The organism is Marivita sp., from assembly GCF_051859345.1.
Taxonomy (GTDB): domain Bacteria; phylum Pseudomonadota; class Alphaproteobacteria; order Rhodobacterales; family Rhodobacteraceae; genus Marivita.
Genome location: NZ_JBHYFV010000019.1, coordinates 19772 through 37175, shown reverse-complemented (window position 1 = coordinate 37175; position 17404 = coordinate 19772). Strand labels below are relative to the sequence as shown.

Here is a 17404-nt window from a genome sequence, read left to right as displayed (position 1 = left end):
GATGCAGACCATCGACATGGCAACCACCCCTCTGCGCGACCTGAACACCACGCTTCAGGCGCAGGCCGAAGCGACGAACCAGACCGCGTGGGAAATTGTGAACCCCAAGGGCAGCCACGCCATCGCCGTAGGTCTGGATGCAGAGATCGAGGTCACGGTCAAAGGCTCGACAGGCTATTACTGCGCCGGAATGAACAAACAGGCGACAATCAACGTGCACGGTTCTGTCGGGCCAGGTGTTGCGGAAAACATGATGTCCGGAACTGTCATTATCGACGGCGACGCATCGCAATACGCCGGGGCCACCGGGCACGGCGGCACGCTCATCATCAAGGGCAATGCCTCGTCCCGCTGTGGCATTTCGATGAAGGGCATCGACATCATCGTACACGGCAATGTGGGCCACATGTCCGCCTTCATGGCGCAGTCCGGCAACTTGGTTGTCTGCGGCGATGCGGGCGATGCCTTGGGCGACTCGATCTACGAAGCGCACCTCTTCGTGCGCGGATCGGTCAAATCACTAGGGGCGGACTGCATTGAGAAAGAGATGCGGCCCGAACACATCACATTGCTGACCGACCTTCTGGAGCGCGGCGGTAGTGACGCGAAACCTGAAGAGTTCAAACGGTACGGTTCAGCCCGCCAATTGTACAACTTCAACATCGACAACGCGTATTGAGGGCCGGACAGATGAAAGACGACCACACCAGCGCCCCGCGCACGGTTCCGATCCAATCCGCCACGTTTTCCAACCCGGTGAACGCCGAGATCCGGCGCGCCGCGGCCACCGGCATCTACGATATTCGCGGCGGTGGCGCGAAACGCAAGGTCCCGCATTTCGACGACCTTCTGTTCCTCGGCGCGTCGATCTCGCGCTACCCGCTCGAAGGGTATCGCGAAGCATGTGACACCTCTGTCACGCTCGGTACGCGTTATGCGAAGAACCCGATCACACTCGATATTCCCATCACCATCGCGGGCATGAGTTTCGGCGCACTGAGCGGTGCCGCCAAAGAAGCTCTGGGCCGGGGCGCGACGCTCGCTGGCACCTCCACCACCACTGGTGATGGCGGCATGACACCCGAGGAACGGGGCCATTCCAAGACGCTGGTCTACCAATACCTACCCTCGCGCTACGGGATGAATCCCGACGATCTGCGCAGGGCGGATGCCATCGAAGTCGTCGTCGGACAGGGTGCCAAACCCGGTGGCGGCGGGATGCTGTTGGGTCAAAAGATCACTGACCGTGTGGCCAATATGCGCAACCTGCCCAAGGGGATCGACCAACGGTCGGCCTGTCGTCACCCCGATTGGACCGGGCCGGATGACCTCGAAATCAAGATCCTCGAACTGCGCGAAATCACCGGCTGGCGGGTGCCGATCTACATCAAGATCGGTGGCGCGCGGCCTTATTTCGACACCACGCTCGCGGTCAAGGCTGGCGCGGATGTGGTCGTCCTCGACGGGATGCAAGGCGGTACGGCGGCGACGCAAGATGTGTTTATCGAACATGTCGGGATGCCGACCCTCGCCTGTATTCGCGAAGCCGTGCGCGCGCTGGAAGATTTGGGTATGCACCGCGAGGTGCAACTGATCGTGTCGGGCGGGATCCGCACTGGCGCAGATGTGGCGAAATGCATGGCGCTTGGTGCGGATGCGGTGTCTATCGGCACCGCCGCGCTGATTGCGCTGGGCGACAATGATCCGAAATGGGAAGCCGAGTACCAGAAGCTGGGTACCACTGCCGGGGCCTATGACGATTGGCACGAGGGCAATGACCCTGCGGGCATCAGCACCCAGAACCCGGACCTCGCCGCGCGGCTCGATCCGGTCGAAGGCGGGCGGCGCCTGCGCAACTACCTCAAGGTCATGACCCTTGAAACCCAGACCATCGCCCGGGCCTGCGGCAAGAACAAGCTGCACAACCTGGAACCCGAAGACCTCTGCGCGCTGACGATGGAGGCGGCGGCGATGGCCAAGGTTCCGCTGGCCGGAACCGACTGGTGGCCCGGAAAGCAAGGCACGACATTCTGACACGGACATAAGGCGCGGCGCACAGGCTGCGCCTTTTTCAATGGGTTAAGAAACAACGGGGAACTGACTGCATGACCACGGATCTCGCCAAATTCGCCTCGGATAAGGGCGTCAAGTATTTCATGATTTCGTTTACCGATCTCTTCGGTGGGCAACGTGCCAAACTGGTTCCGGCACAGGCGATCGCCGACATGCAGGAAGACGGCGCCGGATTCGCGGGCTTTGCCACATGGCTCGACATGACGCCCGCCCATCCCGACATGCTGGCCGTGCCTGACCCGTCCTCGGTCATTCAACTGCCGTGGAAACCCGAGGTCGCTTGGGTCGCTGCGAATTGCGTGATGGAGGGCGAAGACGTGGCCCAGGCCCCGCGCAACGTGCTGCGGCGGCTGATCGACGAGGCGACGGGCGAAGGTCTGCACGTCAAGACAGGGGTGGAGGCCGAGTTTTTCCTGCTCACCCCAGAAGGCGACCAGATCAGCGACCCGTTCGATACCGCCGAAAAGCCCTGCTACGACCAGCAAGCGGTGATGCGCCGCTACGACGTGGTGCGCGAGATTTGCGACTACATGCTCGATCTGGGCTGGGGGCCGTACCAGAACGACCACGAAGACGCGAATGGCCAGTTCGAGATGAACTGGGACTTTGACGATGCGTTGAAGACCGCCGACAAACATTCGTTCTTCAAGTTCATGGTCAAATCCGTGGCTGAGAAACACGGCTTCCGCGCCACCTTTATGCCCAAACCCATTGAAGGTCTGACCGGCAATGGCTGCCACGCACATATCTCGGTCTGGGATGCGCCCGGCGATCAGGCGAAAACCAACGTCTTTGCCGGCGACGGCGAAGGCCAGACCGGTGAAGTCGGCCTGTCGGAGCGCGGCAAGCATTTCCTTGGCGGGATCATGAAACACGCCAGCGCGCTTGCCGCGATCACCAACCCCACCGTGAACAGCTACAAGCGCATCAACGCGCCGCGCACGATGTCAGGGGCGACGTGGGCACCCAACACCGTCACATGGACCGGCAACAACCGCACCCACATGGTGCGCGTCCCCGGACCGGGGCGGTTCGAACTGCGCCTCGCGGATGGGGCGGCGAATCCCTATCTTTTACAAGCGGTAATCATCGCGGCGGGACTGTCGGGCGTCCGGTCCAAAGCCGATCCGGGCAAGCGGTACGATATCGACATGTATGCCGAAGGCCACAAGGTGCGGGGCGCGCCGAAACTACCGCTGAACATGCTGGATGCCTTGCGCGCCTATGACAGGGACAAGGAATTGAAGGCTGCGATGGGTGATGAGTTCTCAACCGCCTTCCTGAACCTGAAGATGCAGGAATGGAATTCCTATGTGTCGCACTTCACGCAATGGGAAAAGGACAACACGCTGGACATCTGACGCTCCCTGACAGACGCGCTGATGCGTGCAGTCCTGCTGACTGAAACGCAATGCGGTGGGTTCAGGCAGAGTTATTGTTTGGGGAAATAATCTTCGCAATCGCCATCGCGGTAGACATCCGCCGTGCAGCAATGCAACCCGCCACCGAACGCATAGGCATCGCGAAGCGCGACCGGGATCACCTCCATCCCCAGCTTGTCCATCTGTTCCATCTGGTAGACCTCGGACGCCTCGACGCAGACGGTCCTGGGATCCAGAACCAGCACGTTCATTGACAGCCATGTGGACGAATAGCAGAGCGGCGGCGGCGTGTTGTGCGAAGGCTGGGCCGCGTCAACGATTTCCCAATCGTTTCTCTGAAAATACGCGCGCTGGTCGTCCGGCAGACGACGGTTCGGGTTGTTCAGGATCAGACCGGGGCGCAGCGGCGTGAACGTGGCGTCGATATGGATCGGGTACGGATCACCGGGGAAGTTCACGGCGCGCACGCGATGGTCGGCGAAATGACGGCGCAGCCACTCGATGCCCTTCATATTCGTGGTAAACCCATGCTGCACGATCAGGTCTTTGCCAAACCGCAGCACATCCGCCGCATCGAAGAGCGGTTCTTCCTCGGTGGTGACAAAGAACTTCTCGGCCGTCCACTTGAGGCGCTTTTCGATGCCGATCTTCTCGGACAGGTAATCGGCGTGATAATCCGCATCTGTCAGGCGCGGCTTGGGCGCCGCCTCGTGGCGGAAATTCACGTCCTCTTCCCAATATTGCTGCATCAGCGGCCGGTAGCACAGATATTCGAACCACCGGCAGCGATAGGACATGGTCGCTTCAAGGATTTCGTGCCCCACGGTCAGCAACACATCGCGCGGCGGCATGCAGCCAAACTGGCTGTCTGTGTGGAAGTCAGGCGTCGTCACGGGCTTCGAGAAATCCGTTGGCGTCGGGCGATCCACCCGGATGCCGCGCTTGGCCAGCATGTCGGCAAAGCCATCCAGCAATTCGTTTGCACGGTCGATGGTATCTTGTGGTCGCCGTCCCCACTGACCGCGCATGTCGCTGTCTTCTGGCACTTTTGCGTCAAGCGCCGGTTCCTCGGGCGGGATGTGGCAGTCATCCGCGCGACCCACGATCACATGGCGCAGAGTGTCCCATTCGTTCCAGCTTTTGACCTGGGTTTTGTCCGGCGACCAGTTCATTCCCTTCTTTCCTTGTCTTCGATGTTCACAGGTGGATGACGTATTCTTTGCGGGTCGTCTCGATCACATCCCACGTTCCGGTAAACCCCGGACGCAGAATGAAACTGTCGCCTGTTCGCAGCGGATGATCGACACCGTCCGCATCGGTGATGATCGAATGGCCTGCCAGAATGTGACAGAACTCCCATTCAACGTAAGCGATCCGCCATTTTCCGGGGGTCGATTCCCATAAGCCGCAATAGAGTCCGTCCCGGTCTTCCCGGTTCCATGTGCGGAACCGAGGGTCACCAGATATCACGCGATCTGCAGTTGGCGCGTCTTGTTCAAAAGCGCCATCAGCGTCCAGGCGCAAAAAGAGATCGGACATCGCAGCCCTCCTGACCAAACGAATTTTGGCCGGTGATACAGCTTTTTCTTTCCAATGTGGCAACCATTTGCGACATTTCCCTCCAAGCAGAAGACAAAGAATGTAAATCGTCTTTACTTTCGCTGGGGTGATCCCGATATCAGATTGAAGACAGGAGTTTTTGATGACAAATTTTGACACCCAGGTGCGCGAAAGTCAGGCGCAGGTCGCCGAAGCGCAGGCCAAGATCGCCGAACTGACCTCTCGGATCGAAACCGCGCGGTCCAAGATGAAGGCTGGCACGGACATCACTTTCGACATCGAAAACGCCACGCTTGAAGACGTACATGCGCATACGGATGTGATGAACGCCAACATTGCCGAGTTGATCATGGGGCTGGATGATGTGACGGCGGCATTCTCCAAGGATTTTGACGAGATGCGGTCAAAGACAGGTTGGGAAAGCTTTGTCGGTATCTTCTCAAGCGGCAAGTCAGAGTCGATGCGACAGGAGCGGATGAAGACCGCCTCCATTGACGACAAGCTGCAGGATCTGATCACCAAGTCGGACGTGATCGTGACGCTGCTTCAGGGCCAGTTGAACCTGTTGAACGAACAGAAGGACAAGGTTGAAGTGAACCTGTCCGAGACCTTGGATGAACGTGAAGCGACGGTCGGCGAATTGGAGAACGTGCGCGCCGAAATCCTGGGCATGGACCCCAGGATCATCGAGTTGGAAAACAAGATCAGCGTCGAACAGGACGCCGCCGCGCGCACCAAGCTGGAGACAGAACTGGCCGAGTTGAACGCCGCCTACAATGCGATGGTGCAGGACGAGCAGGTCAAGCTGGCGAAAAGCCAGACACTTGAGCGGTATATCGAGAAGGGCAAGACCTGGATCGACTCGCTTCAGAATCAGGCGGCGACGCAAATGGTGCTGATCAACAAGCTGCAGACCGACACGAAACAGCGGGTTGTGCTCTATGATGCCCTTTCCAAGTCGCTGAAAACGGCGCAGCAGCAGGACGTGGCGCACCGGATCAACGAGATCGGCGTCAAGACGGACCAGGAGGCGCAATCCGCGATGGCCGGGATCGGGGCCGCGACCAATCAGAAAATGGCTGACATGCTGGAGAGCCACGAGGATCACATGGTCTTTGCCCGCGAAGTGTTGGAGGCCAAGGCCAAGGCCGACGAACGCTTTGCCCGCCGGTTCCAGTCGATTGTCGAGAAGCATGACAAGAACCTGTACGGTTCATGACCAACACCGCCGACGACCATCGCGGCATCCCGGACACGCTTGCCAGCCGCCGCTACTTTGCCAAGTTCGAGGCCATTCTCGGCCATCTGGGCCGGGTCGCTGCAATGCTGCATGTGGAAAAGCGGCTGTCCAAGACCGAGGTCGAGGTGCTGGCGCGCTATGTGACAGGCCTCAACCTCACATTCCGGGCGCTGTCGATGAAATACCTGCTGGTCGGGCGGGACACCGGGCAGTTCTTCGGCTCGTTGACGATGGACATTCGCGACAGCGGGTTTCCCACGGCAACCGAACTTCTGGTGATGGCCAACGATGCCGCGCAGGCGGATCAGCATTTGCGGTCGATGCCGTCGGTCGAGGCGCTCAAGGATCAGATGGTGGCCGAGATCGTCGGCGATCAGGCGATCCCGACGCGGCTGCAATTCACCCTGAGCCAGCGGCTCTATTACGAGGAACTGACACGCGGCAAGCTTTTCTGGGCGCGCAATGATCCGCAATGCCTGTGGCTGTCGGGAACCGAGCCGCGCAGGCGGTATCTGCTGCACTGGGGTGTCTATGACAGCCAGGTGAACCTGCCGACGATCTACCTGATGGAGGTCGAGGACAGCGGGCGTGATGCCTTGCCCAAGGACGAACGCCGCTGGCCCGAAGTGCAGGCGCATCTGATGGCGCAAAGCTTGGGCGGGCTGAAGCTTTTGACCATTGCGCAGGGGTTCGATGAGACCTTTGACGATCTGCACCCCAAGCGGCTGCGGCGGTTTCACATTGGCCCGATGTATTCGCATTCCTTCACCCAGCAGTCCGGCCCGATCCGCGAGGTGCTGGAACAGGCGCGCGCGCCGGAGGGACAGGATTGGGCGCTGGCCTGGACGTTGGAAGAGCTGGAAAGCGAGCGCGTGCGGCAGGAGAAATCCGGCTGGTTCTCGAAAGTGGATCGCGAGGTGTTTGCTTTGGACCCGTTTGCCGGGCGTGGTGCCGAGACCGGGACAACGGCGACCGAACGCATGGTGATCCTGCCGGAGCGACCGTTTCAGGCCCTGGCAGAATTGAACCCGCCGGGATTTGCCCAAGTCCGCAAGTTCGTGGTGAGCGATGCGGGGCGGGTCTTGAGTTATTGATCGTCGTGCTTACGCCGCGTGCGGGAGCCTCCGGCGGGAGTTTATTTGGCAAGATGAAGCATAGGAGCGTCGCAAGATGTCCGTAACGTCCGATTTGATGGAACTGCGCGAAGAGGCGATCCGCAAGCATTATCCTGCGGCAAATGTGATGCTGGAAGGGTTCGATCACACGCCACGGGTGGCGTCTGGTGCAGAGCCTGCGGCGGTGGAGCGGTCTTCTGGGATTGGGACGCGGCGGCGGTTTCGGTCGACGACGCCGGGGTTGGTGACGCGGTCCACCGCGCGACCAGAGGGGGTGCATCTGCTCGACCGGATCGCGGGGGCGAGTGGCAATGATCCGCTGGTGTCGCCTGCGCAGGCGGCGGTGATGCATGGGCTGCGGCGCGCGTTGGGAATTGCCTTGGCTGTGGGTGAGGCGTTTTCCGAGGCGACTCCTTTGGGCGAGTTGAAGCGGGCGAATTTGCAGGGGTCGTTGGGGGCGGATCGGAAGGCGGAGTTTTCCGGTTTGCTCGAAGGCGAAGCGCTGGCGGTTGGGTATGTGTTTGCCAATGCGGCGGCGTTTCTCTTGGCGTCACAGGCGAGCGAAGTCACCGTCGATGTGGGTGAGGTGCAGGAGGTTCTGACCGACAATGCGCAGCTGGCTTTGCATGGGGCGTTGTGGGAGTTGGATCAGAAGCTTTCGCTGCATGCGAGTGACGAGCCGCGCATGGTGGCGACGGTGTTGGCGTTTGCCGAACAGTTGATGGAGCGGATCGCTTTGCGCGCCCAGAATGGGGCGCGGACGGGGGCGTTTACCTCGGCCAATTGGCGGGTGGAGGCGGATGATCTGACGATCCGGGGGTTCACGCCTGCTTCCCGCGCCAAGGGCACAACGCTCACCATGCAGTTCAAGAAGCCGCATCAGGTGGTGGGCAACCATATCGCCAAGTATCAAGCGATGCGGTTGGCGAAGATGCTCATGGCCTATGATTTCGAACGGCGGCTCAATCCGTTTGCCGAACTGGGCGGGTTCATCTTTACCTTCATGGGGGATGGCGCGCCGGGGACCGGCAAGACGACGCTGATCCAGATGATGGCGGGGATGATCCACGAGTACTGCCAGAACGCGGGCTACACGTTCCGGTACCAGAACTTCGGCATCGACAATATCGACAGCTACCAGGGCAAGTCGGGGCAGAACGCGAAGGCGTTTATCAACAACGTGCTCGATCCGTCGGTGATCGGGTTCGGCACCATCGACGACATCGACCAGATCGCGGGCAAGCGCGGGGACCGGCAGTCCAGCGCGGGGCAGCAGGAGGTCACGGCGGTGTTCATGGAGGCGTTCGCCGGGGCCAATACGGTGGTGCGGGGGAACTGCACGTTCGGGATGTTCTCGAACTTTCCCGAGAACGTGGATGATGCGCTGCGGCAACGGGCGGGGTCGCGGTTCCTTGTGGACGGGCCGCAGACGCGGGAGGATTACATCGACATCCTTGCGCTGTTGATGGGGCGCAAGCACGACATCCCGCTGGGGGATCACGAGTTGTACGCGGCGCAGCAGATCCAGAAGGCGGTGGCGGCGTCGTTTGACTCGCACAATCGGCCCAAGGAGCCGGGGTTGATGGACGTGTTCGACCGGGTGTCGTCGCGGATCGGCGCGCTGGACACGATTGCCAAGATGGGCACCTACCTCAAGGCCATTCAGGAGGCCGACCCGCGCTTTACGGGTCGGGCGATCAAGAACATCACCGACGCGGTGAAGGTCCGCGCGATGGATTTCGAACTGCCGGATGAATGGATGGAGCAACCGGACCTGTTCCTGTTCCAGCCCTATGATCGGAAGGCGGCGATGATCGAGGAGCTGCGGCGGCCGATCACGGTCGAGATGGTGATCCAGGAGATCAACCGCTACGCGGATTCCGAGTTCCGCTATGCGGACAAGTCGGATGAGGTGGCGATCGAGGCGATGGTGCGGGACTTTGGGCGTCAGGAAGAGGCGAAGAGACGGTATTTGGAGGGGAAGGGGTGACGCTGTTTTCCATTTTCACGTTTGCCCTGATACTTGGCCTTTGCTTTGCTCTGCCTTCCGCCCTCCCGGTGCCACATGACGCGGCATGGAAAGGTTTGAAGCGCTTTGCTCTCAGCGCACTTGGGATTGGGACTATACTCGGACTTGCGAATTGGACGTATTTTCGTATTTCGGGCGAGCCAGTTTTGGGGCGTAGCATTCTCTCCGACATGGTCTTTGCTTGGATGGGATCTGCCATACTCTGGGCACCTCTCCTCGCCATACGAGTCGTCCAGATTACCGTTCGCGAAAGGCAGAGCTCGGAGGGAAAAGGATGAATAGTGAACATCCTCTCTGGGCTGCGGGTCCTGCAGAACTATTGCAACATGGCATTTCACTGATTTCCGAGCAGTCAGATGCAAAGCGTCGTATTGCAATGATCTTGGTCGATAATGCAGCCGAGCTGACCATGCAGACCTATTTGACACTACCAAAACGGGTCACTGGTTTACAACTTTCCAGACGCGAGCGGGACGAGTACTGCAAAAACTTTCCGAGTCTTTTGGATGGTATCGAACAACACGCCAGTGATAAAATCATTGGTTTGAACTTAGGGGAATTTGAGTGGTTTCATAGATTAAGGAATGAACTTTATCATCAAGGTAATGGCTTAACGATTGAACGAAAAAACGTCGAAGTTTACGCAGAGCTATGCGAAAAGCTCTTCGAAGCGCTCTTTGGCGTCGAATTGGAAATTGTGTTCCCAGAGAATTCACATGCTGCGCTTATTGGCGAGTTTTTCGAATCTTGGATCAAGATTGAACGCCTACTGGCCCAATGGGCACAGAACGGCAGGCACTCTTCATCTTCAATGAATGTCGTTTCTTTAAACGAAGAAGGAGAACTTTCAGCGGCAGTTGTGATGACCTTTTCTGAGGTTCAGAAAATTCGAAATCAATTAATACATGGCGAAGCAGAAGTGGACGAAATGCTCCGAGACACCAACATGGCGAAGATAAAACTTGTCGAGCATGCGGTGTCAGAAATGGCTGCGAGAAAACGTCAAAGATCGCAGAGTGACGAAACATGAACCGCCTCATCCAATCCGGCCTGATGTTCGGCAACCTGATCCACGTCACCTCTCCGGCGCTCATCGAGCGGTACAACCGCGCGCTCCTGCACCTGACCGGCAAGACCACGACCCAGACCGATTTCCACATCGACATTTCCGGCTTCTCACCCGAGGTGGGGGACGAGTTGAACGACCCGCTCTACCTCAACCACAACGGGGTGAACCGGCAGTTCATTCTGCTGACGACGCAGCAGAAGACGGCGCCGCTGCTCGATGCGAAATTCTCGACCTCGCGGGATATTCTGCGGCAGTTCATCGAGGCGAATGAGAGCCAGTTGTTCGCGCTCACCGCCAAGGATGCGGTGGCGGGGGAGTTGGTGAACACGGTGTTCGACGTGTCGAACCCGGAGCGGCTGTTCGACATCCACACCATCCGGATCGAGGCGGACACGACGCAGGGCACGGTGCGCGATGCGGACAAGCTGGGCGCGTTGGTGGACCGGTTCAAAACGGAACCGGACGGCTGGCACGATGATGTGCTGATCGCGGAGATGATCACCTTGGCGAAACGTACGGGCGACGTGGTGCGCAATCCGGTGCGGCTGAAACAGATGGAGTTCAAGCAGGAGAACTTCCACACCAGCCATTTCGGCGGGATGTATGTGTTTCGTCAAGTCGACCACCCGGCAGCGATCTGTGCCGGGGATGTCGTGCCGGGGCTGCCGATTGCGTATGCGTTCACCCTGCAGGACCGGAACAAGGTGGCGAAGTTTCTCGATCTGAACGGGCTGGTGGAACCCATCGTCAAGGCGCGCGGGATCGACGCGAGCGCGATCCTGCGGCAGAAGATGGATTTCATCGTCGTGGATATCGCGCAGGAGGCGGAGATCGACCTGACGGGGGCAACGCGGCGGGACATTCGCGGGCTGGCACGGCGGTATTCGGACCGGTTGCCCCCGGAATGGCACGCGCTGAACCAGTTGGTGCACTGGGCGGATGGCGATGCCAAATGGCCCCGGATCGCGAGCGACAACCCGGCCTATTTCTACACGCTGCGGGCCAGTGATACACCGGATGCGACATTGGTGAACATGCTGCTGTCAGAACTGTCGCCCAAGGACATTCGTCAGCTTTACATCTGTCACAAAGAGGCATTCTACGCTGCCTATCGCGGTTGGACCGATACCAAACGCGCCTATGTGGTCGATTTCCTGACCCGCGAATATGTTGCCGATAAAGCAGGGGCGCGCGAAGCCTTGTTCGGCCATGACGCGCCGCTTGAAGAACCAAAGCCGGTGCGCGAGGATATGATCACGCGTGTCGGTCCGTGGGGCGCGGTTCGGAGGTAGGGTATGCTTGCACTTGGTCGGTTGCTGGTGATCGGATTTCTGGTCCTGAGCGTGGTCTATATCTGCCTCTCGCTTTATTCGCGCGCGGTGCGGCGCGACAAGCTGGAAAAGGAATGGGACGAGGAAATCCAGCAGGGCGACCGCGAGACCTTTGTGGAGGCGGGGTTGCGCGACTATGACGGATCGCTGCGTCGGAAACTCATTCTGGGGGTGTATATCGTGCCGATGGTGGTTATCTCTGCCATCATCTACTTTACGAACTTCTACTGAGGGGACGCCGCCGTGGGTTATATCAAGTGGGCCTTTATCCTGACCTTCTGGGTGCTGTTCGCGTCGTTCCTGCACTACACGCTGCCGCAGCATGACGTGGCCCGGATCACCGACACAGAGGTGCGCCGCATCGATCCCGGCGAAAACCGCTGGTTCTGGGCGTCGGCGGATGTGGGCAGCGATGGCAGTCTGCCGAACCGGGACGTATTCTTTATCTCGGGTGTGCGGTCGGGTGGCGATGTGATGGTCTATCGCAACGAGGACACTGGCTGGGGCTGGCCACCCTATTTCAAGTTCGACACCTCGAACCTTCAGGCCGAGGCGGCTGATCTGCGCAGCACTTCTGCCGATCCGCAATGGGTTGTGATCAAGCATTACGGCTGGCGGAATGAATTCCTGACGATATTTCCAAACGCGATGGACGTGCGGCCCGTCGATGGCCCCGATGTGCGGATCATTCCGTGGATCAATATCATCATCCTGACACTTCTGGCGGCGTTCTTCTGGGCGGTTTATGTGCGCTGGCGGCGGTTCCGCATCGCCCGCATCGATCCGGTGATGGACGATGTCGAAGAGGGGTTCGAGTCGGTTGGAGACGGTATCGCGCGCCGCCGTACCGGGTTGCGTCGGTGGCTGGACAGCTGGAAATCCAAATAGGCCATTCTGCCCCGGTTCAACGCATCCCGTAGTAAAGACCGACCACATGCTCGGCCTCGGCAAAGAACAACCAGCGCGACACGAGAACCCCCGCGACGTGGCTGACCAAGGCCAGCAACCCGAAGATATGCGGATATGGCAGCAACAGCAGGATCACCGGTAGGACCAGCATCAAGAGAAGCGCGATCAGGCGCAGTTTGTCGGCATGACGCCGGGCGACCGTATAGACCATCTCGTTCAACAGATAGTTGGTGCCGGTATGCGGCGGCTCGAACGCGCGAACCTCGCCGATGGCTCCAAGGCCTGTGGCGGTTTTCATGTCCGTCCCGCTTTGCTTGAACCGCGTGTCGCCGGTCTTCCACCAGATGCCCTGAAGGGCTCCGGCAATCAGCAGCAGGACAAGCGCAATCGTCACCCGCCCTGACAATAGCGCGCCCCCGGCAACAGAAAGCACCAGGAACAGCGCCGAGGTCAGACCCGTGTTCCAGCGCGGCACCGTCTTCATCTGCGCATAGATCATCGAGGTGGTGTAGACCGTCAGCAGGCACAACGCCGCGCCGATCCAGCCAAGGACGGCGATCTGCGTGTCGAAGAACACCAGCAAGAAGGCGTAAATGCCCATCGTTACAAGCCCCGCAACAGAACACCACGCTTCGCGGCTAAGCCAGCTTGTCTGCCATTGGGTGAACGCCTTGAGCGCACGTTCGGGACGACCAAGGTGGAAGGTCGATGAAATCAGCCCCCCCACCGCGAGGATGTAGGCGAGCGCGAAGAACGCAAACCCAACCCAACCTGTCGGCGCGGTCGGATCAATACCCAGCCAGAACAACAGGCCTAAACCAAGCCCGGAAAACGTGCTGAAGGCAATAATGGACGGTGCCGGATGCATCAGAGTTTCTCCAGCGTCTTGTCGAGCCATCCAAGAAAGCCTTGGGGCTCTTCGGCAATCGGAGCCAGAAGTGGTGCGAGGATGTCGATTTCTTCGTTCAGCTTGTCCTTGGGCCGCGGTGGCAGATACTTGTTCACCGGTTTGGTGCCCTGTTCCGGCATCAGGTCCATGCCACCACGTTCGGCGACCAATTGACTGACGTCGCTGTCCGGGTCGCCCAGATCGCCAAAATGGCGGGCATTGGACGGACAAGTACGGACACAGGCAGGCACGCGATCTTCTTCCGGAAGGTTTTCGTTGTAAATGCGATCCACGCACAAAGTGCATTTCTTCATCACACCTTCCGCCTGATCCAGTTCCCGCGCGCCATAGGGACAGGCCCAGGCGCACAGACCACACCCGATACAGTCTTTCTCATTGACCAGAACGATCCCGTCCTCGGTGCGTTTATAGCTGGCGCCGGTGGGGCACACAGTGACACAGGGTGCGTCTTCGCAATGCAGGCAGGATTTCGGAAAATGGATCAGTTGCGCAGGTCCGTCTGCGGGCTGCACCTCGTAGGAGTGAATGCGGTTCAGGAATGTGCCCGAAGGATCAGCGCCATAGGGGTCCTGATCGGACAGCGGCGCGCCGTAATTCTCGGTGTTCCAGCCTTTACAGGAAATAACACAGGCGTGGCAGCCGACACAGGTATCAAGGTCGATCACCAAGCCCATTTTCCGCTCGGTCTTTTCGGGAAGCTGGGTCATGCCTGACGCTCCTCCATTTTAGAAAGCGCTGGTCCAAGGTCAAAACCGATCGGCTGTTCAGCCTCTTTGTCCCATGTCGAGACGAACCAGATAAAAGATGCGGCCATTCCGATCATGACCAGGGCGATTGCGATTAATGTGGTTTTCATTGCGCCTGTCATGTGTCCGCCTTCCAGCGCAGTTCATCCGGCCCTTTGCCAACCGGCGATTGCAGTTCGTCAAACACGGGATGCGATTCCTCTGGGGCAGAGACTTTTTCGATCTTCACACGCAGATCGAACCACGCCGCCTGCCCTGTGATCGGATCGGAATTTGCCCAGCGCAATCCGTCCCCCTTGGGCGGCAGCAATTCGTGGATCAGGTGGTTCAGAAGAAAGCCTTTGGTCGCCTCGGGCGCGTCTTTGTCCAAGGCCCAGGCCCCTTTTCGTTTGCCAATCGCGTTCCATGTCCAGACGGTATTTTCGTTCAGCGCAGCCATATGCGCGACAGGCACGGTAATGTCTCCATGTGCTGATGACACTTTTGCCCACTCACCGGTCTTGAACCCGTGTTGTTCCCAAAGCCTGGTCGGCAGGTAGAGCGGGTTATGGCCGTGGATTTGCCGCAGCCAGGCGTTTTGAGTGCCCCAGGAATGATACATCGCCATCGGACGCTGGGTCAGCGCATGGATGGTGAATTCCTCAGGGTCGACATGACCGTCCTCTAGCGGAGCATACCAGATCGGCAGAGGATCAAGCGTGGCCTTGATCCGCTCGCGCAGGTGGTCGGGCGGTTGCCTGTCGCCATGGCCTTCGGCGGCAAGTTGAAACTTGCGCATCGGTTCGACGTAAAGCTGAAAGATGTAAGGCGCGGGCGCGTCGTAGAGACCGATTTCGACCGCCCAGTCCTGATAGGCCGTGTTCCAAGGTTTGTAATACAGCCCCTCGTCCGGGATATGCGAGGACCAGAACCCGCCATTGGCGATATAGCTGTCGATCTGGGCTTCGTTGACGTCCCCGCGCCCGCCGGTCAACCCGTCTTCACCCATGCGCCACCCGGCAAGGGGGCCAACACCGGGACGGCGTTGGTGATGGGTGATGTAGTCGGCGTAATCGGCATATTTCTGGCTGCCGTCCTCGTTCACGAAACCGGGCAGGTCGAGCTTTGCGCCCAATTCGCACAGCACGGACTGAAAGCCGCGCACGTCGCGGTCCGGTTTCACCACCGGCCAGCGGATCGCATCCGCCGCCGCGTCCGCCTCGCAGATCGGACGGTCGAGCAGGGAAATGCAATCGTGCCGTTCAAGGTAGGTGGTGTCCGGCAGGATCAGGTCGGCATAGGCGACCATTTCGGACGAATACGCATCGGAATAGATGATGCGCGGAATCACATATTCGCCGTTCTCGTCTTTGTCGGTCAGCATCTTCATGACACCGCCGGTGTTCATCGACGAATTCCACGACATGTTCGCCATGTACATGAACAGCGTGTCGATCTTGTAGGGATCGCCTGCATAGGCGTTCGAGATGACCATATGCATCAGGCCATGCGCGCTCATCGGGTTTTCCCAGGTGAACGCCTTGTCGATGCGCGCGGGCGTGCCGTCGTCCTTGAGGCACAGATCATCGGGGCCATGAACGAAGCCCAGATGCGGGCCGTCCAGCGGCTTGCCGGGTGTCACCTTGCAATGCGGTTTTGGATGCGCGGTGGCCGGTTTCGGATAGGGCGGTTTGAAGCGGAATCCGCCGGGGGTTTCGACAGAGCCCAACAGGATTTGCAGCACATGCAGCGCGCGGCAGGTCTGGAACCCGTTGGAATGGGCGCTGATGCCCCGCATGGCGTGAAAGCTGACCGGGCGACCCACCATCTTATCGTGCTTTTCACCACGGAAATCCGTCCACGGCTGGTCGATTTCGATAGCCTCATCAAACGCGACGCGGGCAATCTCTGCCGCGATGCGTTTGATCTTGTTGGCGGACACACCGCAGGTCTCGGCCACTGCTTCGGGTGCGTATTTCGGATCAAGATACCGCTCGGCCAGCAAGTGCATCACCGGCTTGTGCGTGATCCCGGCATGGCGGTAGCTGGCGGACAGGTCAGGTTTGACCCCCGGCTGATCGAAAGGCGTCAGCTTTCCTGTCACACGGTCCATGACCAGTGGTTTGCCGTTTTCGTCTTTCAGGAACAGCCCGTGTTCCGGCGACTTGGGGTCGCCATTCACCAGAACCGGCGCGTTGGTGTAGCGGGCAAGATAGTCCAGGTCGATCTTCCCGGCCTTCATCAACTCATGCACCAGCGCGAGGATGAACAATCCATCCGTGCCGGGTGTGATCCCAACCCAGTCATCGGCAATCGCGTTGTAGCCGGTGCGGATCGGGTTGACGCCGATCACCTTGGCCCCGCGCGCCTTGATCTTGCCAAGGCCCATCTTGATCGGGTTGCTGTCGTGATCCTCGGCCACGCCGAACAGCATGAACAGCTTGGTATGGTCCCAATCGGGCTGGCCGAATTCCCAGAACGCACCGCCCATCGTGTAGATGCCGGCTGCTGCCATGTTGACGGAACAGAACCCGCCATGCGCGGCATAGTTCGGCGTGCCGAAATTCTGCGCCCAGAAGCTTGTGAAGGATTGCGACTGGTCGCGCCCCGTGAAGAAGGCAAGCTTTTCGGGGGCGGTGTCCCGCAGTGGCTTCAACCAACCCGTCGCGATTTCAATCGCCTCGCCCCAGCTGATCTCTTCGAATTCACCGGACCCGCGCGGACCGACGCGTTTCAGAGGCGCACGCAGGCGGGACGGAGCATTGTGCTGCATGATCCCGGCGCTGCCCTTAGCACAGAGAACGCCCTTGTTGACCGGATGATCGCGGTTGCCCTCGATATAGGCGACCTTGCCATCCTTCATGTGCACGTTGATGCCGCAGCGACAGGCGCACATGTAGCATGTGGTCTTGCGCACCTCGTCCGAGACTTCCGGCGAAAGGTTCAGCTCTGGCTGGACATGGCCCATAAGGTTCCTCCCTCTCCTGCCAAGGTATGCCCCTGGTCAGATTTGGCGACAGTGTTCATGTTTCTGGCGGAATGGTAAAGCGACAAAATGCAA

Annotated in this window: 16 protein-coding genes; 10 read left to right on the top strand and 6 right to left on the bottom strand. The window is 59.4% G+C overall.

Features of this window, described 5'->3' with window-relative positions; genetic code table 11:
• Window position 1: 1 nt before the first annotated feature.
• From ACTIEN_RS13210 to glnT, 3 genes are all read left to right on the top strand, one after another.
• On the top strand, window positions 2-679 hold the full coding sequence (locus ACTIEN_RS13210) for a protein GlxC (RefSeq protein ID WP_439523615.1): 678 nt from the start codon (window positions 2-4) through the stop codon (window positions 677-679).
• 11 nt (window positions 680-690) lie between these two features.
• On the top strand, window positions 691-2034 hold the full coding sequence (locus ACTIEN_RS13205; RefSeq protein WP_439523614.1) for an FMN-binding glutamate synthase family protein: 1344 nt from the start codon (window positions 691-693) through the stop codon (window positions 2032-2034).
• Window positions 2035-2105: 71 nt separating this feature from the next.
• A complete protein-coding gene (gene glnT / locus ACTIEN_RS13200; protein ID WP_439523613.1) occupies window positions 2106-3434 on the top strand; it encodes a type III glutamate--ammonia ligase in 1329 nt (442 codons plus the stop codon).
• A gap of 71 nt (window positions 3435-3505) precedes the next feature.
• Here glnT and ACTIEN_RS13195 read toward each other — a convergent pair whose 3' ends face one another.
• Window positions 3506-4627: a serine/threonine protein kinase gene (locus ACTIEN_RS13195; protein WP_439523612.1), complete on the bottom strand. Its 1122-nt coding sequence runs from the start codon at window positions 4625-4627 to the stop codon at window positions 3506-3508.
• A gap of 25 nt (window positions 4628-4652) precedes the next feature.
• A complete protein-coding gene (locus ACTIEN_RS13190) occupies window positions 4653-4994 on the bottom strand; it encodes a cupin domain-containing protein (RefSeq protein WP_439523611.1) in 342 nt (113 codons plus the stop codon).
• A 163-nt stretch (window positions 4995-5157) separates the two neighbouring features.
• Between ACTIEN_RS13190 and ACTIEN_RS13185 the strand changes: the two genes are divergently transcribed.
• The 7 genes from ACTIEN_RS13185 (at window position 5158) to ACTIEN_RS13155 (ending at window position 12687) form a co-directional block, all read left to right on the top strand.
• Window positions 5158-6234, top strand: coding sequence for a hypothetical protein (locus ACTIEN_RS13185; RefSeq protein WP_439523610.1), 1077 nt, complete (start codon window positions 5158-5160; stop codon window positions 6232-6234).
• Window positions 6231-7349 carry a hypothetical protein gene (locus ACTIEN_RS13180; protein ID WP_439523609.1) on the top strand — a complete coding sequence of 373 codons (1119 nt, stop codon included), beginning with the start codon at window positions 6231-6233 and terminating at the stop codon, window positions 7347-7349. Before ACTIEN_RS13185 ends, ACTIEN_RS13180 begins: the two co-directional genes overlap by 4 nt.
• A 76-nt stretch (window positions 7350-7425) precedes the next feature.
• On the top strand, window positions 7426-9360 hold the full coding sequence (locus tag ACTIEN_RS13175; RefSeq protein ID WP_439523608.1) for an ATP-binding protein: 1935 nt from the start codon (window positions 7426-7428) through the stop codon (window positions 9358-9360).
• 313 nt (window positions 9361-9673) lie between these two features.
• Complete coding sequence (locus ACTIEN_RS13170) at window positions 9674-10429, top strand: hypothetical protein (RefSeq protein WP_439523607.1); 756 nt, start codon at window positions 9674-9676, stop codon at window positions 10427-10429.
• Window positions 10426-11760: a DUF6638 family protein gene (locus ACTIEN_RS13165; protein ID WP_439523606.1), complete on the top strand. Its 1335-nt coding sequence runs from the start codon at window positions 10426-10428 to the stop codon at window positions 11758-11760. Before ACTIEN_RS13170 ends, ACTIEN_RS13165 begins: the two co-directional genes overlap by 4 nt.
• Before the next feature lie 3 nt (window positions 11761-11763).
• The gene (locus ACTIEN_RS13160) at window positions 11764-12030 is read left to right on the top strand and encodes a hypothetical protein (protein WP_439523605.1); all 267 of its coding nucleotides are present in this window, start codon (window positions 11764-11766) and stop codon (window positions 12028-12030) included.
• A 12-nt stretch (window positions 12031-12042) separates the two neighbouring features.
• The gene (locus ACTIEN_RS13155) at window positions 12043-12687 is read left to right on the top strand and encodes a DUF1523 family protein (protein WP_439523604.1); all 645 of its coding nucleotides are present in this window, start codon (window positions 12043-12045) and stop codon (window positions 12685-12687) included.
• 16 nt (window positions 12688-12703) lie between these two features.
• Here ACTIEN_RS13155 and ACTIEN_RS13150 read toward each other — a convergent pair whose 3' ends face one another.
• Genes ACTIEN_RS13150 through ACTIEN_RS13135 form a run of 4 tightly spaced genes read right to left on the bottom strand, consistent with a single transcriptional unit; the run spans window position 12704 to window position 17311 of the window.
• Window positions 12704-13576 carry a dimethyl sulfoxide reductase anchor subunit family protein gene (locus tag ACTIEN_RS13150; RefSeq protein WP_439523603.1) on the bottom strand — a complete coding sequence of 291 codons (873 nt, stop codon included), beginning with the start codon at window positions 13574-13576 and terminating at the stop codon, window positions 12704-12706.
• Window positions 13576-14325 (bottom strand): 4Fe-4S dicluster domain-containing protein, encoded by a 750-nt coding sequence (locus tag ACTIEN_RS13145; protein WP_439523602.1) that lies wholly within the window; start codon window positions 14323-14325, stop codon window positions 13576-13578. Before ACTIEN_RS13145 ends, ACTIEN_RS13150 begins: the two co-directional genes overlap by 1 nt.
• Window positions 14322-14486, bottom strand: coding sequence for a hypothetical protein (locus tag ACTIEN_RS13140; protein ID WP_439523601.1), 165 nt, complete (start codon window positions 14484-14486; stop codon window positions 14322-14324). The genes ACTIEN_RS13145 and ACTIEN_RS13140 overlap by 4 nt, the downstream gene beginning before the upstream one ends.
• Window positions 14483-17311, bottom strand: coding sequence for a molybdopterin oxidoreductase family protein (locus ACTIEN_RS13135; RefSeq protein WP_439523600.1), 2829 nt, complete (start codon window positions 17309-17311; stop codon window positions 14483-14485). Before ACTIEN_RS13135 ends, ACTIEN_RS13140 begins: the two co-directional genes overlap by 4 nt.
• Window positions 17312-17404: the final 93 nt, after the last annotated feature.

Excerpts from the sequence above, each read along its gene's own strand:
- ACTIEN_RS13195 (WP_439523612.1), bottom strand. The coding sequence starts at position 4,627 with ATGAACTGGTCGCCGGACAAAACCCAGGTCAAAAGCTGGAACGAATGG.
- ACTIEN_RS13170 (WP_439523607.1), top strand. The coding sequence starts at position 9,674 with ATGAATAGTGAACATCCTCTCTGGGCTGCGGGTCCTGCAGAACTATTG.
- ACTIEN_RS13160 (WP_439523605.1), top strand. The coding sequence starts at position 11,764 with ATGCTTGCACTTGGTCGGTTGCTGGTGATCGGATTTCTGGTCCTGAGC.
- glnT (WP_439523613.1), top strand. The coding sequence starts at position 2,106 with ATGACCACGGATCTCGCCAAATTCGCCTCGGATAAGGGCGTCAAGTAT.
- ACTIEN_RS13185 (WP_439523610.1), top strand. The coding sequence starts at position 5,158 with ATGACAAATTTTGACACCCAGGTGCGCGAAAGTCAGGCGCAGGTCGCC.
- ACTIEN_RS13165 (WP_439523606.1), top strand. The coding sequence starts at position 10,426 with ATGAACCGCCTCATCCAATCCGGCCTGATGTTCGGCAACCTGATCCAC.
- ACTIEN_RS13180 (WP_439523609.1), top strand. The coding sequence starts at position 6,231 with ATGACCAACACCGCCGACGACCATCGCGGCATCCCGGACACGCTTGCC.
- ACTIEN_RS13190 (WP_439523611.1), bottom strand. The coding sequence starts at position 4,994 with ATGTCCGATCTCTTTTTGCGCCTGGACGCTGATGGCGCTTTTGAACAA.
- ACTIEN_RS13210 (WP_439523615.1), top strand. The coding sequence starts at position 2 with ATGCAGACCATCGACATGGCAACCACCCCTCTGCGCGACCTGAACACC.
- ACTIEN_RS13150 (WP_439523603.1), bottom strand. The coding sequence starts at position 13,576 with ATGCATCCGGCACCGTCCATTATTGCCTTCAGCACGTTTTCCGGGCTT.
- ACTIEN_RS13175 (WP_439523608.1), top strand. The coding sequence starts at position 7,426 with ATGTCCGTAACGTCCGATTTGATGGAACTGCGCGAAGAGGCGATCCGC.
- ACTIEN_RS13135 (WP_439523600.1), bottom strand. The coding sequence starts at position 17,311 with ATGGGCCATGTCCAGCCAGAGCTGAACCTTTCGCCGGAAGTCTCGGAC.
- ACTIEN_RS13145 (WP_439523602.1), bottom strand. The coding sequence starts at position 14,325 with ATGACCCAGCTTCCCGAAAAGACCGAGCGGAAAATGGGCTTGGTGATC.
- ACTIEN_RS13140 (WP_439523601.1), bottom strand. The coding sequence starts at position 14,486 with ATGACAGGCGCAATGAAAACCACATTAATCGCAATCGCCCTGGTCATG.
- ACTIEN_RS13205 (WP_439523614.1), top strand. The coding sequence starts at position 691 with ATGAAAGACGACCACACCAGCGCCCCGCGCACGGTTCCGATCCAATCC.